Origin of the sequence: Candidatus Kuenenia stuttgartiensis, from assembly GCF_900232105.1 — a bacterium.
Taxonomy (GTDB): domain Bacteria; phylum Planctomycetota; class Brocadiia; order Brocadiales; family Brocadiaceae; genus Kuenenia; species Kuenenia stuttgartiensis_A.
Map to the genome: position 1 here is coordinate 3,596,885 of NZ_LT934425.1, position 12,974 is coordinate 3,609,858.

A 12,974-nucleotide genomic window follows, 5' to 3' on the forward strand; every position below is an offset into this window, starting at 1 on the left:
GGAGGGAGCGAGCAATGGGATATTTCGTAGGAATAGATTTACATGGTGATAATAATTATATTGGAATACTCGATGAGGAGGATCGGAAGGTATTCAAGAGGAGAAACCGTAATGACATCAATGAAATAAAGCGCGTATTAGAGCCATACAAAAAAGAAATAAAGGGTATAGTAGTAGAATCGACCTTTAACTGGTACTGGATAGTGGATGGTCTGATGGAGGCAGGCTATCAGGTACACCTGGCAAATACATCGGCAATGCAGCAGTATGAGGGATTAAAGTACATTGACGACACGAGGGATTCGTTTTGGTTGGCAAAGATGTTACGGTTAAAGATATTACCAGAGGGATATATTTATCCCAAAGAGACGCGGTCAGTGAGGGATTTACTGAGGAAGCGGATGATGTTGGTACAACAAAGGACAGCGCATATATTGAGTATGCAAACGATGGTAAACCGTAACAAAGGAGTACCGATAAGCGGTGATACGATAAAGAAGCTGAGTAACGAAGAGGTAATGGGGATGTTCAGCGACGTGCATTTGACCATGTCAGCACAGTGCGATCACGAGGTAATAGAGGTATTAAATAAGCAGATATACAAGATAGAGAAAGCGGTATTAAAGGAGGTGAAGCTAAAGAAGCCGTATAAGAAATTGCTCAAGGTGCCTGGGATAGGCGAAATCCTGGCAATGACGATAATGCTGGAGACTGGGAACATAGAGCGATTTAGTGATGTGGGGATGTATTCATCTTATTGCAGATGCGTATCGGCAAAAAAATTATCGAATGGTAAGAGCAAAGGGAAAGGAAACCGTAAGAACGGGAATAAATACCTTGCGTGGGCGTATGTGGAGGCAGCGCATTTTCACGTAAGATTTTGCGAAAAGGGAAGGAAATGGCATCAGAGGAAGGCGTCAAAGAGCCATGTAGTTCTGGCAACGAAAGCCTTGAGCAATAAGCTGGCCAGGGCATGTTATTACATAATAAAGGAGCAAGTAAACTACGACGAGAAAAAAATGTTTGGGTAGCAAGCAGATTAGGTGGTGCAAGGAACCGGTTGCGGGTTAGGTAACCAATCCATGAAACCTGATTGGAAGTTGTTCCACCTTTTATTATGAGTTGTGCCGGTAAAGGAATCGGCGAAAAAGAATATTCCATTCTGATCTGCCCATACCATGAGCCGTGAGGTTTTGGCCGTAGAGCCGAATATTCTGTGAATAACGATTGGACACTGGTATGGAACCGATGGTTTTCTGGGACAGAAGATAAGTCAGGGGCGGTGAGAAAGTCTTTCACAAAGCCTTGATCCCGATGGGTGAATGGTGCGGATGAGAACGATACCAAAACAATTGCGAAATACCACGGGCGTAGATAAACGTGAACGGTATAGTCATTTTCGTAAACAGCAGTAAGAGCGATTCCGTACTTGGAGGGGTATTCAAAACGTGAAAATGTAGATATTTTTGCGACCGGAGATATTTTGTCCTTGACAAAAGCCTTCTAATGAGTGAACCCGCCGGGAGCCGTGTAATGTTTACGCTGAATAGTTACATTATTTGAAACATATTTCTATAATATAGTCAAACAAATAAGGTTTTCGAAAAATTTACACACCCCCGGCCCCTCTTTTTAGAGGGGAGATAAGAAGTCCCCTCTATCAAGAGGGGATTTAGGGGTGTGTTTGATAATATGCCTAGTCAAATAAATCTGTTTTTTAGAAAGCCATTTTATCGCCAAATCTCTAAAATCATATTTGTTTGGCTATAAATACCATTGTGAAGGATAATCGAAAAGTATGTACTTATTGTTTAAGCACCTCATTCATACTGCCGCTACGGTATCCTTCTACATCGAGAGTGACGTATTTGTAACCTATTTCCTTGAATGTATTGATTAATTCAGTTCTTTTGCCGTTTTGTAATAATTTGAGAAAATCTTCCGGCAGTATCTCAATTCTTGCTATGGTATCGTGATGCCTGACGCGAAATTGTCGCAGCCCAATGCTTCGCAAATAATCTTCTGCGGCGGCAACGAGAACTAATTTGTCTTCAGTAATGGCTTCTCCATATGGGAAGCGGGATGACATGCAGGCGTATGACGGTTTATCCCAGTTTGAGAGAAGGAGGTATTTTGATATTTCGCGTATGTCGGACTTCCTGAATCCGAGGTCTTTTAAAGGGCTGCGTACGCTGAGTTCCTTTGCAGCTTCAAGCCCGGGCCTGTGTTCACTTGTATCGTCAAAATTGGCGCCATCCACAACATTCTTGAATCCTTGTGCCCTTGCAATGTCTTTCAGTTTTCCAAATAATTCCGATTTGCAAAAATAGCACCGGTTCGTGGGATTTTCCGCAAAGCCCTTAATATTAAGTTCGCTGGTATGGATGGTCATATGGGAGATACCAATCTCCTTTGCTATTTTTGTCGCCTCTTCATATTCAAAGGCGGGATATGTTTCTGAACGGGCAGTGACTGCCATAGCTTTTCCGCCTAAAACATCAAAACAAACTTTCGCGACAAGCGAGCTGTCCACTCCTCCTGAAAAAGCAACAACAACACTTTCCAATGCCTCTGCATAGTTTCTTAATTTATTAAGTTTTTCTTTCGTATCCATACTACTCAACTGTGATCAAATTTTTAATTTCAGCAAGGTGTATTTGAATATATTCCACTGAAAATTTACGATAAATCCAGCATTTTCTGGATAGCGGAATGTGCCTTTTGCGCGATATCCTCAGCGACCTTGACTTCATATACAAGGTCTTCCAAAGCCCACAATACCTTTTCCAGGTTAATGAGCTTCATATTGGGACAATCGGAAAGCGGTGTAACTGCGAAAAATGATTTTTGCGGGTTCTCTTTCTTTAGGCGATGTAAAAGACCGATCTCGGTTCCGATTATAAATTTGCCTGCACTGGATTCCCTGCAATATTTTGCGATTCCAGTCGTACTTGCAACATGGTCAGCCAGCTCAATAACATCAGGTGTGCATTCAGGATGCACCACGATTTTTGCCTGAGGATGTTCCTTTTTTGCTTTTACAATATGTTCCGCCAGTATCCTGTGGTGTGTTGGGCAGTAGCCCTCCCAAAGAATCATGGGACGGTTGAGCTGTTTTGATACATACCCGCCCAGACTCTTATCCGGAACAAACAGTATTTCCTGTTCTTTGGGAAATGAAGATACGATTTTTATTGCATTAGATGACGTGCAACAGATATCGCTCTCTGCTTTTACTGCGGCGGTACTGTTTACATAGCAAACAACTTTTGCACCGGGATACTCCTTTTTTTTCAGAATAAGTTCCTTCCGGGTAATCATATTTGCCATCGGGCAGCCTGCATTTTCATCAGGCAAAAGCACCAATTTGCCGGGACAAAGAATTGATGCGGTTTCTGCCATGAAATGTACCCCGCAGAAAACAATCATTTCCGCCTCAGTTTTGGCGGCCTGTTGTGATAATCCCAGGGAATCCCCGGCGTAATCCGCAATATCCTGTACTTCACCCCTTTGATAGTTGTGCGCAAGTATTATTGCATTTCTTTTTTTCTTTAATTCTTTTATTTTATCTATTATTAATGTAGTCAAATTCTAGGTGTTTTGTTGATGTTCTTGTATTGAGGTATCTTTTCATGCCAGTGTTTCTTTCTGAAAAACATGGCGTAAACGCTACGAAAATGAATGATAACACAGTATGATGCGATTTTAAATACTTTTTTTATGTGACTCTTTCGCCAAATGAGTCAATTGCTCCCAACTATTAATCGGGAGCAGTTATTTCATACGAGTGGTTATAAGCAAAGGGAATGTGTTACTGTTTTTTTTCAATTTGCAAAATTGGTTGCTTTTTATCGAAATCAAATATACCGCCGGGCAAAGTGAAATTGACTCGTATTTATCAATGTGATATAAAATGGATGCTAGGCGCAGAATACAGACAAAAAGATTATGTTACCGCAGAAGCAGAAAATAACAATAAATTTGTAACACTTTAGTTTTTTGAAAAATTCCCGGGATAGAAAAAATACCATGTAGCCCTGTTAGTGGCGGTCTGTTTGTAGCGCAATAAAATTCAATAAGGTAAATAGCTCCGTAGGAGCGGCCTGTCCGTATTCAGGTAGACCTGTTTATATGGATTTACAAGAGACAGGTTGCTCATAATTGCAGAGACAGGTTTCAAACCTGTCTCTACGATCTGTTATAATATCCTATTTTGCTACAAACAGGCTGCTCCTACGGAGCTTATAGGTAGTACATTTTTCAAAAAACTAAAGTGTTACATAAATTTACTTATTACCGTTATGTTCAATGGGGATGTTTCTTACTATTTTATTTGAGGGGGGAATTGCATTATGAAGGGTAAAAACTACATCAATGGCGCATTTGTTGATAGTGCTTCATCTGAAGTGTTTGAAAGCAGAAATCCGGCGTATTGTGATGAGGTGCTAGGGACATTTCCCCTTTCTTCTGCAGATGACGTCAATAATGCGGTGCTGGCGGCAAAGACCGCTTATGATACATGGAGAAAAATTTCACGGATAAGACGCGGCGAATATCTTGATGAATTGGCGCAGTTGCTGAAAAAAGACAGAGAAGCCATCTCTCAGTTGGTATCGAAAGAATGCGGGAAAGGGATTGCGGAAGGGCGTGCGGATGTAACGGAAGGCATTCATATGGTTCAATATATATTTGGCACAACAAGGATGCCGCATGGCGATATTATTGATTCGGAGATTGTAGAAAAAGACTCCTTCATGCGACGGAGGCCAAAAGGTGTTGTTGCCGCAATTACGCCATGGAATTTTCCCTTTGCGATTCCACTATGGCTGATTTGTCCCTCTGTAGTGGAGGGGAATACCGTTGTGTTAAAACCGTCCCGGGAGACGCCTTGCGTCGCTAATAAAATTGCAGAATATGTGCATGCTGCAGGATTTCCTCCCGGAGTAATTAATGTAATACATGGAGGTTGTGGAGATGCGTTGGTAAGACATTCCGATACACAGGTAATATTGTTTACCGGTTCATGTGAAGTTGGTGAAGGGATAAAGAAGATTGCTGCTGAATCCTATAACAAAATGTGCGCCTGCGAGATGGGGGGGAAAAATGCGATAATAGTTCTCGATGGCGCCAATATGGAGATAGCGGTGAATGCCTCTATTCTCAGCGCCTTTAAAACTTCAGGGCAGAGATGTACTTCCGCAGGCAGGTTGATTTTACATGTGAATATGCTTGAAGAATTTGAAAAGAGATTTGTTGAACTCGCCAAACGGATTAAAATCGGCAACCCTCTTGACGAAGAGGTATTTATGGGACCAGTTATAAATCAAGCAGCAACAGAAAAAATTTTACGATATAACGATTTTGCAAAGAATGAGGGGGCGGAGGTATTGCTTGACGGCTCCAGGCTTACTGGCGGGGGATATGATAAGGGGTACTTTATGTCTCCTTTTGTATATCGAATGAAAAATAATCCAAAGAGCCGTGTTCTCCATGAGGAGGTCTTTGGGCCTCATGTGGCGATTATCCCTGTGGAAAGTATTGATGAGGCTATTAATGTGTATAATGATACAGAATATGGTCTTTCCTGTGCAGTAATTACGGAAGATTTTCGAAAGGCGAGGCGGATAAGGGATGACTGTGAATACGGACTTGGGTATGTTAATTTACCTACAATAGGCGCGGAGGTACATTTGCCGTTTGGGGGACTGAAAAAGAGCGGGACCGGTCTCCCTTCCGCAAGCACTTTGATAGATGCGGTAACACACCGCACGGCATGGACGGTGAATCATGATTTAGAAATAAAAATGGCGCAGGGGCTTAGCGCTAAATTATCTTAGTACTTATCACCACTTACTTAATCTTGAGAGCACCACCATTAAACATCTGACGGAATTAGCAGAAAATGTATCACGAAAATGGCGATGGATAATTACTGTTGCATATATCATTGCCCTCTATGCCTTCCTGCCGTTTGCTCCTGCGATTTGGAGGTTTGCACTGCGACTGCTGGGAGAAAAAGTAAACTATTTGAGCGGGATATTCGTAAGTATCGCGGGAGTGTATTCCCTTTTCTTTTTAGTTTACCGGAAAAAGGCAAGGAATGTTTCTGTTTATGCGGCATTTTTTGTGATATCTCTGGCATGCCTTGTTTTGTTGAAGTATATGTGTGTGAATGGTGCGGAGAGATTCCATCTGCTATTTTACGGGATTTTAAGCGGTATTCTGTTCTGGGCGTTAAGAATAGACGTTCAAAATAAATTAATCTATGTGTATACAACCATTTTGGTATGTTTGGTAGGCGCAATTGATGAGTTTATTCAGGCAATTTTGCCGATGAGATGCTTTGATATGAGGGATATAGTGATGAACTGGTTTTCCGGCGGATTGGGAACTCTCTTTATTGTGTTTGTATTAAAGCCAGTTTGGGATACTGCAAAGGGGGGAAAGGGGTGTTGTCTTAAAAATCCTTATACGTAGCTCATCGTTTAGCCTTGCTAGTGAATATTACTGTGGTTGATTACAAAAACCTGCCTGGTTTTTCTTTTTGATCGTAAATGAGTCAAGCTGTTTTTGGGTTTCCTTGGAAGCTCTGCGGTCGAGCCACTTCCCGGGAGTCTCTCCCTTGCCCATTTTGTACATTATAAAAAGATAACCAAAGCCTCTAAGGAAATAGTTTCCTTCAACTGCTGCGCTGTGCCAGTGATTCCTGAGAAGTTTTGCATTGTGGCGTGTTACGGCAATAATATCCACCGGCAGGAAATAATCGCTCAGAATGCTGAACAGATTGAACCCTATCGGAAGAAACGGTTTCCCTTTTTTTGCCGAATCGGATACCAAAAGCGCCATATAGCGGCGGGGCTTGAGTATGCGGTGTATTTCCCGGATTACCTGTTCCAATGCTGTGTAATATTCCCCGGAAGTGGCCTCTAATTCTCCAATACAGTTTTCTTTTCCTGAATAAGTGATGTGGGTTGAATAGGGAGGATCGATAAAAACAAAATCTGCTGTTGCCTTTTCTATGGGGATTTTCCGTGCGTCTGCCTGTTTAATATCTTTGCGTGTTGGATTCAGATCAAACCCTAATGCCTCACGGTTTAGCTCCTTAGCAACATCTAGGGTTGTGCCTGCGCCGCACATGGGGTCAATTACAACATCTCCTGGTCGTGTATATCGCTGCAATAGGTTCCAGATGATATAAGAAGGAGTGGCTCCCTTGTAGTTCTGGGCGTGTTCCTGTTCACGAAGATAGTGCTGGGAAGGAAAATCCCAAAGTGTCAATGTCTGCAACCGGATTTTTTTATTCATTAATTAACTAAGGTCTCTTGAAATGTATTGCGCTTGCTTTAAAATATTGAATGGTTAAAACAGGATGGGGGGTAGTTGTCATTTGTTTTTGAGCGGTCTTCCTGGTGGCAGCGTCTTTATTCTTCTCCCCAGGAGTTTTTCAAATTTCTTGATAAATCGGTCATCACCGCAAGGACGTCCCGTCATTGAACATTTCTTTATATTTTTAATGATTTGTTCGTAATCCTTTTCTCTTAAATATTCTGACCAATCTTCGATTTCGGCATTTAAATAGCAATCGTAAGATAAAATACCATCTCTCTTTTGGGTGACATGACTGTACGCGCTCGACCATTTATACCTATGTGGTTTTCTTACGATGCCGGCACGAACAGGGTTGTTTTCTATATGTCGGACAGCGGCGTATGTGTGTTTTTTATCAAGGATGCAAGAATAAAATCTTCCTTGCCAGAGATGTCCTTTCTCATTTCGTTTACGATTAAAATATTGTGAATATCTCATGTGAAGCAGATTTAATGCGCGTGAAAGAGAATCTTTTTCGGCAGGTACACAAACGAGGTGAACATGGTCAGGCATAAGGCAATATGCCCATATCTTCAGAGAGTATTCACCGGCATACTCATGAAGCCATTGAATATAATGCTCATAGTCATCTTCTGTTTCAAAAACAGGCTTTTGATAGTTGCCTCTTTGTGTTACATAATGAGGGTAACGCGGGACTGTGATTCGTGCGATTCGTGCCATGAAAAAATAGTAATCCTTTTAATTTAAAATGTCAAAGAAAAAGGGTAGCTGTCCCTTGTATCACCATAATTATAAGAAAAAAAAGACCCCAATAAATTTTTACAATTATCAGGGTCTTTTGCGCCTTAATTATAACAATATTTTTAATAGTACTCTATATTTTCAATATACAACATTAATAGTATTTTATATACGGCAAAATATACGAGTATGCTTAATAAATATATTTATAATTTGACTACTTTTGTGGCTTTGTAGCCTTTTTGGTCTTTTACGACTTCAAACTCTACTTTATCTCCTTCTGCAAGAGTTCTAAAACCCTCGCATTCGATCGCAGTCTGATGTACAAATACATCTTCTCCATTGTCCTGAGAAATAAAACCAAAACCCTTTGAGTCGTTAAACCATTTAACGGTACCCTGTGGCATTCTTAAAATCACCCCCTTTCATAATTAAAAAAAACAACATTATAAACTAAAAAAGCTACAAGGTTGTAACACCTTGTAGCCTCGTTATAAACTTCCCTATATGCAACGATCCGGTACAGTACAACCAATCACTGGAAATAATATTATCACACTTTATCATTAAAGCAAGAGAAATTATTGCTTTTATCCATTTCAAAACAATAGTTCATGTGGTGTGTAGAACTCCACCAACATGGACAAGCCAGAACTAATTTCTACTCTAATGTAACTGGTGATTCTGGTGATTTGTTATAAAACGTTGCTCATTTGTGAAGATAAAACCCACATAAGGATTTTAATGATATAAATAACTTCGTTTTTATCTAATATTTTATTGAATTTGAAACCTATTATTGGTAACATTTCCCCTTACGTTTACTTATTTAGAAATTATTCTGAAAGTTTTTAAGGAGTTAGTATGGCTTGCGGTTTTGAGGGTAAGAAAAAACATCGGTTAAACAGGAGAAAATACATTTTAAAAAGACGTAGAAGAAGACGCGATAAGGTATAAAATCGCAGGTCTGTACCTGCATGGAAGCAGTTAGTTTGTTTCGGTTAACACTCCCGGATATTTTTTGATAAATCATTTTTAAATTCATGCGCGGTATGACGTGAATCTGTTAAAAAGATAAATTCATGACCTACTGCCAACCCATGTACAATAATGGGGAGGTAATGAAACATTCCGGAAAATCTCACCTTTCCTTTTACCTGCAATCATTCCCTGTCGTTGTAGCCGTTTTCGTATAATTATTTGCCATGCGAAACGGCTTTGTTTATGATGATATGTTTACAAGAACAAATAATTATTTGATAGATTTTTGGGCTAAATCCACCGCGTTTTTCAATATGGCATATTTTGCTGCTTAGGGAGAGCTGCTTAACTATCGCCCGGTAGTTAACATTTCCTTTTATTGTTACCTGTTTTTTTATTTAAAAAAATATCTGTTTTGCCACTTGGCCAGAGAGACAACATTAATAAGATAATTGGAAAAATATGGAGAAAAAAATAGGGGATTCGCCATATTTTCCAGTGAATCCCCTGTGTAAATTTTTGCAATACTGATATTTGAATTTCCTTTAATTCATCGTACCTTCAAGAAATCCTTCCAGTTTTCTACTGCGAACCGGATGTTGAAGTTTACGAAGGGCAATAGCTTCAATCTGCCGGATACGTTCGCGGGTTATATTGAACCTCTTTCCGATTTCTTCCAATGAGTGTGTGTATCCATCACTAATTCCAAAACGTAATTTAATAATCTCCCGTTCGCGGTAACTTAACGTATCAAGCACCTTTTGTATTTGTTCTTTTAATAAAGAACGCTGGGCAAGAAATATAGGGGCGTCTATTTTTTTGTCCTGAATAAAATCTTCAAACATTGTTTCTCCATCACTGCCAATTGGTGTTTCTAATGATATAGGTTGTGATGTTATCTGAAGCAATCTATATATTTCAGGCAATGGCGTATTGGTATCCCTTGCAATGGCTTCTAACTGTATTTTTTCCGCAGATGATCCCTGTCCAGCTTTGGCCACGTAAGTAGACTTATTGATTACATCCATCATATGCACAGGGATTCGTATTGTTCTTACTTTTTCTTCTGTTGCCCTGATAATAGCTTGTTTTATCCACCATGTTGCATATGTGCTGAATTTAAAACCCATCCTGTAGTCATATTTGTCCACGGCGCGCATAAGCCCCGTATTACCTTCCTGGATAAGGTCGTGAAAAGCCATCCCTCGTTTTCTATATTTTTTTGCGATACTTACTACCAGTCGTAAATTTCCCTCTGAAAACCGCTTTCTTGCCATCACATATTCATTGTAAATGGAATTAATAGAAAAAATAATTTTTTTCAACTCTTTCGCCGGCATTGCAAACAATGCCTCTATCTCATTGATATCACAAGAAAGTTCTTTGCATAATTCCCTTTTAAAATTACGATGGACGGTACGTTTTCTATTATAATCCGCAATTGTCGATAAAACCTCTAACAATTCACGCATAACCGGCAGTATGGTTTCCGACCGTACACTAATGGATTCTAACTCTTTAATCGCCATTCCCTTTCTTACGAGAATACTTTTATGCACCCTCAGCTTTTTATCCCGCGCAATATTTCCCCTGCGAATCTTTTCATAATCTTTTAAATTGCTTTCTATGCTCTTTCTGATATTGCTGGTAACCGCGTGAATCTGTTCAACAACTGCATCCCGGTTTTGTTCTCTTGCCGCTGATAATTCAACAAATTGAACAAGCTCTGATTCACTCTCCACTCCTTCCAGTAGTCGTATATACATTTCCAAGGCATAATCAAAACCCAGCACCTTGCGATGGAGCAGTCTGCTCATAACCCGTATCTTCTTCGCAAGGTAGATTTCTTCTGCAGGGGTAAGCAGTGGTATTTTTGCCATCTCATTTAAATATAATCGTACAGAATCATAATCGCGGCTCTTTTCTTCTTCCTGGTTCCATTCTGTTATCTCTTCCTCAACCGGGTTATTTTCGTTGTTTATTTGATCTAACCGTTCTGTTTTTTGTTTTAATATGGTCATAACACTATTTTATTGAGTTAAGTGAATAAAATAAAATAATCATCTACACGTATCATATAACATAATTTATTTATTAAATGTTCTCCTGGAATATATATTTTTACCATTTTACAAAATTTTAATGAAGTTTTTTTTATTCAAATTACTAAATAAGCGCGGATTATAACATAATAGTCTAATAAATCGGTACAAAATATTGCCCTGTTTTCATCTATTTTTTATTTTCGTACCACTTTAATTTTTTTTAAACAACCCCGGAGGGATGAAATGTTGAAAAGCTAAAACACCAAATACGATGATAAAGCTCCAAAAGGAGCGATGTATTGTTTATGTGCCTTATAGGCCGTTCCTCCTCACGAAGCTTTTCAGGAGTTTTTCAAGAGAATAAATTGTTCCGTAATAAGTCGTAGTGTCCTTAAAGTATTACACCAAGGGGAAAACAGCTAAAGCAGGATTCTAAAATAAAAAGTGAATGGCGGGATGGGATAACGAGTGTCTTTGTAAAGTGTCAAAAAGACTGTCTTTTTGAAGAGATTATACTAATTTTTGCTGCCTGAAATAAAGCAGAGACACAAAATTTTGCGTCTCTGCTTTATTTGGGGGGCGAAGCATAAAACGTGGGGGGTTCTGGCTACAATCATATTGCAAGATTCACGAGTGTTGATTTAAGCGTCTACCTCAACGGGTAGTTCCATATTTTGCATTGAAGCTTGTACCAAGGCCTCTCTGTCAATATCATCTTCAGGCTGTTTGATTCTTTCGGCGTTTCTTTCGACAAATCGTATACCATCTGCCCTGTATTTTTCCTTCAACGTTTCGCACTTTGGACAATCTTCAGCCGTATATATGTATTTCATCGACACCATCCTTTGTATAAATATATTTGCAGGCTTTTCTCACTAACAAAATTTCAAGGTATTTTACTACAGGATAAAATAGTTTCAAGGTTAATTTTCTTGTATAAAATAAAAATATAATTACAATAAATCGTTTGCCGGTGCAAGATGCTGCAATGATAATTATTTGACTACAAAAGTTTTGTGTGCTATATTTCACCCTTACCAGGGAAGGGGTAATGGTTATGAGATTTATTGGATTGCTTATTGCTGCGGCGGTGGCTGTTTGGGTTTACATGGATGCCAAAAGTAAAGGATATAAAACCATTTCTGCCGTCGGATGGATGTTAGGTGCGTTTTTGCTTATGATCGTATTTTTGCCGTTGTATTTATTTACACGGCCAAAACAGTCGCAGGTGGAGATATTGACGCCTTGTAAATACTGTGGGAGACATTATGAGGGCAGCCCTGCGTATTGCCCCAATTGCGGGCATAAGGTTGAAGGGTATTCATTTAACGGGGAATAAACTATGGATTTAAATGAAAAGATCAAAGAAGATTTAAAATCTTCCATGAAAGTGCAGGATAAGATGAGAACCTCCGTCTTGCGTATGATGCTTGCGGATATAAAAATTGCAGAGACATCTGGCAAGCCAAGGGATCAGATAGATTATGCTGCAGTAGTTCAAGGGTATCAGAAAAAATTAAAAAAGACGCGGGAAGAGTATGAAAGGCTTTCGTTACCGGAAAAGACAAGAGAAATAGATAATGAGCTTGCTATCGTGGAGGAATATCTTCCAAAGCAGCTTTCTGATGAAGATGTTCAGAAAATTGTTAATGAAGTTGTTGACGAAAACAAATTTACCGGAAAAGAATTTGGCGTTGCAATGAAACTTATTATGAACAAATGCGGCGGAACAGCCGATGGGAAGAGGGTTCAAACGATTTTAAAACAAAAACTAGGTTGTTGAGCCGTCTTCTGTCATTGAACACCCGAAGGCAGTAACACAGCGCAGCAAGCCTCAACCAAAGATAACCTCCCCTTCTTTCGTGAGGAAGGGAAAAA

General features: G+C 39.6%; 12 protein-coding genes. 5 read left to right on the top strand and 7 right to left on the bottom strand.

The genetic code is table 11. The features are described 5' to 3' along the window. The first annotated feature begins 14 nt into the window (after nucleotides 1-14). The gene (locus tag KSMBR1_RS16750) at nucleotides 15-1,031 is read left to right on the top strand and encodes an IS110 family RNA-guided transposase (protein WP_099323925.1); all 1,017 of its coding nucleotides are present in this window, start codon (nucleotides 15-17) and stop codon (nucleotides 1,029-1,031) included. Between the two features lie 773 nt (nucleotides 1,032-1,804). Here the strand turns inward: KSMBR1_RS16750 and larE are convergent. Both larE and nadA read right to left on the bottom strand, forming a co-directional pair. Further along, nucleotides 1,805-2,614, bottom strand: a complete 810-nt coding sequence (gene larE, locus KSMBR1_RS16755; protein WP_099326344.1) for an ATP-dependent sacrificial sulfur transferase LarE — start codon at nucleotides 2,612-2,614, stop codon at nucleotides 1,805-1,807. A 65-nt stretch (nucleotides 2,615-2,679) separates the two neighbouring features. Next, nucleotides 2,680-3,588: a quinolinate synthase NadA gene (gene nadA / locus KSMBR1_RS16760; RefSeq protein WP_099326345.1), complete on the bottom strand. Its 909-nt coding sequence runs from the start codon at nucleotides 3,586-3,588 to the stop codon at nucleotides 2,680-2,682. A 764-nt stretch (nucleotides 3,589-4,352) separates the two neighbouring features. Between nadA and KSMBR1_RS16770 the strand changes: the two genes are divergently transcribed. Then, entirely contained in the window at nucleotides 4,353-5,837 is a 1,485-nt protein-coding gene (locus KSMBR1_RS16770) for an aldehyde dehydrogenase family protein (RefSeq protein ID WP_099326347.1), read from the top strand. Nucleotides 5,838-6,027: 190 nt separating this feature from the next. After that, nucleotides 6,028-6,477: a VanZ family protein gene (locus KSMBR1_RS16775; RefSeq protein WP_099326348.1), complete on the top strand. Its 450-nt coding sequence runs from the start codon at nucleotides 6,028-6,030 to the stop codon at nucleotides 6,475-6,477. Nucleotides 6,478-6,504: 27 nt separating this feature from the next. Here the strand turns inward: KSMBR1_RS16775 and KSMBR1_RS16780 are convergent, their stop codons facing one another. The 5 genes from KSMBR1_RS16780 to KSMBR1_RS16800 form a co-directional block, all read right to left on the bottom strand. Beyond that, nucleotides 6,505-7,305 carry a DNA methyltransferase gene (locus KSMBR1_RS16780; RefSeq protein WP_099326349.1) on the bottom strand — a complete coding sequence of 267 codons (801 nt, stop codon included), beginning with the start codon at nucleotides 7,303-7,305 and terminating at the stop codon, nucleotides 6,505-6,507. A 78-nt stretch (nucleotides 7,306-7,383) separates the two neighbouring features. Further along, nucleotides 7,384-8,049 (bottom strand): transposase, encoded by a 666-nt coding sequence (locus tag KSMBR1_RS16785; RefSeq protein WP_099326350.1) that lies wholly within the window; start codon nucleotides 8,047-8,049, stop codon nucleotides 7,384-7,386. A 227-nt stretch (nucleotides 8,050-8,276) separates the two neighbouring features. Then, nucleotides 8,277-8,477 carry a cold-shock protein gene (locus KSMBR1_RS16790; protein ID WP_099326351.1) on the bottom strand — a complete coding sequence of 67 codons (201 nt, stop codon included), beginning with the start codon at nucleotides 8,475-8,477 and terminating at the stop codon, nucleotides 8,277-8,279. A gap of 1,119 nt (nucleotides 8,478-9,596) precedes the next feature. After that, nucleotides 9,597-11,072 carry an RNA polymerase sigma factor RpoD/SigA gene (locus KSMBR1_RS16795; protein WP_099326352.1) on the bottom strand — a complete coding sequence of 492 codons (1,476 nt, stop codon included), beginning with the start codon at nucleotides 11,070-11,072 and terminating at the stop codon, nucleotides 9,597-9,599. Between the two features lie 665 nt (nucleotides 11,073-11,737). Continuing rightward, complete coding sequence (locus KSMBR1_RS16800) at nucleotides 11,738-11,929, bottom strand: thioredoxin domain-containing protein (protein WP_099326353.1); 192 nt, start codon at nucleotides 11,927-11,929, stop codon at nucleotides 11,738-11,740. 224 nt (nucleotides 11,930-12,153) lie between these two features. On the opposite strand from KSMBR1_RS16800, the gene KSMBR1_RS16805 reads away from it, so the two are divergent. After that, on the top strand, nucleotides 12,154-12,435 hold the full coding sequence (locus KSMBR1_RS16805; RefSeq protein ID WP_099326354.1) for a hypothetical protein: 282 nt from the start codon (nucleotides 12,154-12,156) through the stop codon (nucleotides 12,433-12,435). Nucleotides 12,436-12,438: 3 nt separating this feature from the next. Beyond that, nucleotides 12,439-12,879 carry a GatB/YqeY domain-containing protein gene (locus KSMBR1_RS16810; protein WP_099326355.1) on the top strand — a complete coding sequence of 147 codons (441 nt, stop codon included), beginning with the start codon at nucleotides 12,439-12,441 and terminating at the stop codon, nucleotides 12,877-12,879. Nucleotides 12,880-12,974: the final 95 nt, after the last annotated feature.

Excerpts from the sequence above, each read along its gene's own strand:
- KSMBR1_RS16805 (WP_099326354.1), top strand. The coding sequence starts at position 12,154 with ATGAGATTTATTGGATTGCTTATTGCTGCGGCGGTGGCTGTTTGGGTT.
- KSMBR1_RS16810 (WP_099326355.1), top strand. The coding sequence starts at position 12,439 with ATGGATTTAAATGAAAAGATCAAAGAAGATTTAAAATCTTCCATGAAA.
- KSMBR1_RS16795 (WP_099326352.1), bottom strand. The coding sequence starts at position 11,072 with ATGACCATATTAAAACAAAAAACAGAACGGTTAGATCAAATAAACAAC.
- larE (WP_099326344.1), bottom strand. The coding sequence starts at position 2,614 with ATGGATACGAAAGAAAAACTTAATAAATTAAGAAACTATGCAGAGGCA.
- KSMBR1_RS16750 (WP_099323925.1), top strand. The coding sequence starts at position 15 with ATGGGATATTTCGTAGGAATAGATTTACATGGTGATAATAATTATATT.
- KSMBR1_RS16780 (WP_099326349.1), bottom strand. The coding sequence starts at position 7,305 with ATGAATAAAAAAATCCGGTTGCAGACATTGACACTTTGGGATTTTCCT.
- KSMBR1_RS16800 (WP_099326353.1), bottom strand. The coding sequence starts at position 11,929 with ATGAAATACATATATACGGCTGAAGATTGTCCAAAGTGCGAAACGTTG.
- KSMBR1_RS16770 (WP_099326347.1), top strand. The coding sequence starts at position 4,353 with ATGAAGGGTAAAAACTACATCAATGGCGCATTTGTTGATAGTGCTTCA.
- KSMBR1_RS16790 (WP_099326351.1), bottom strand. The coding sequence starts at position 8,477 with ATGCCACAGGGTACCGTTAAATGGTTTAACGACTCAAAGGGTTTTGGT.
- KSMBR1_RS16785 (WP_099326350.1), bottom strand. The coding sequence starts at position 8,049 with ATGGCACGAATCGCACGAATCACAGTCCCGCGTTACCCTCATTATGTA.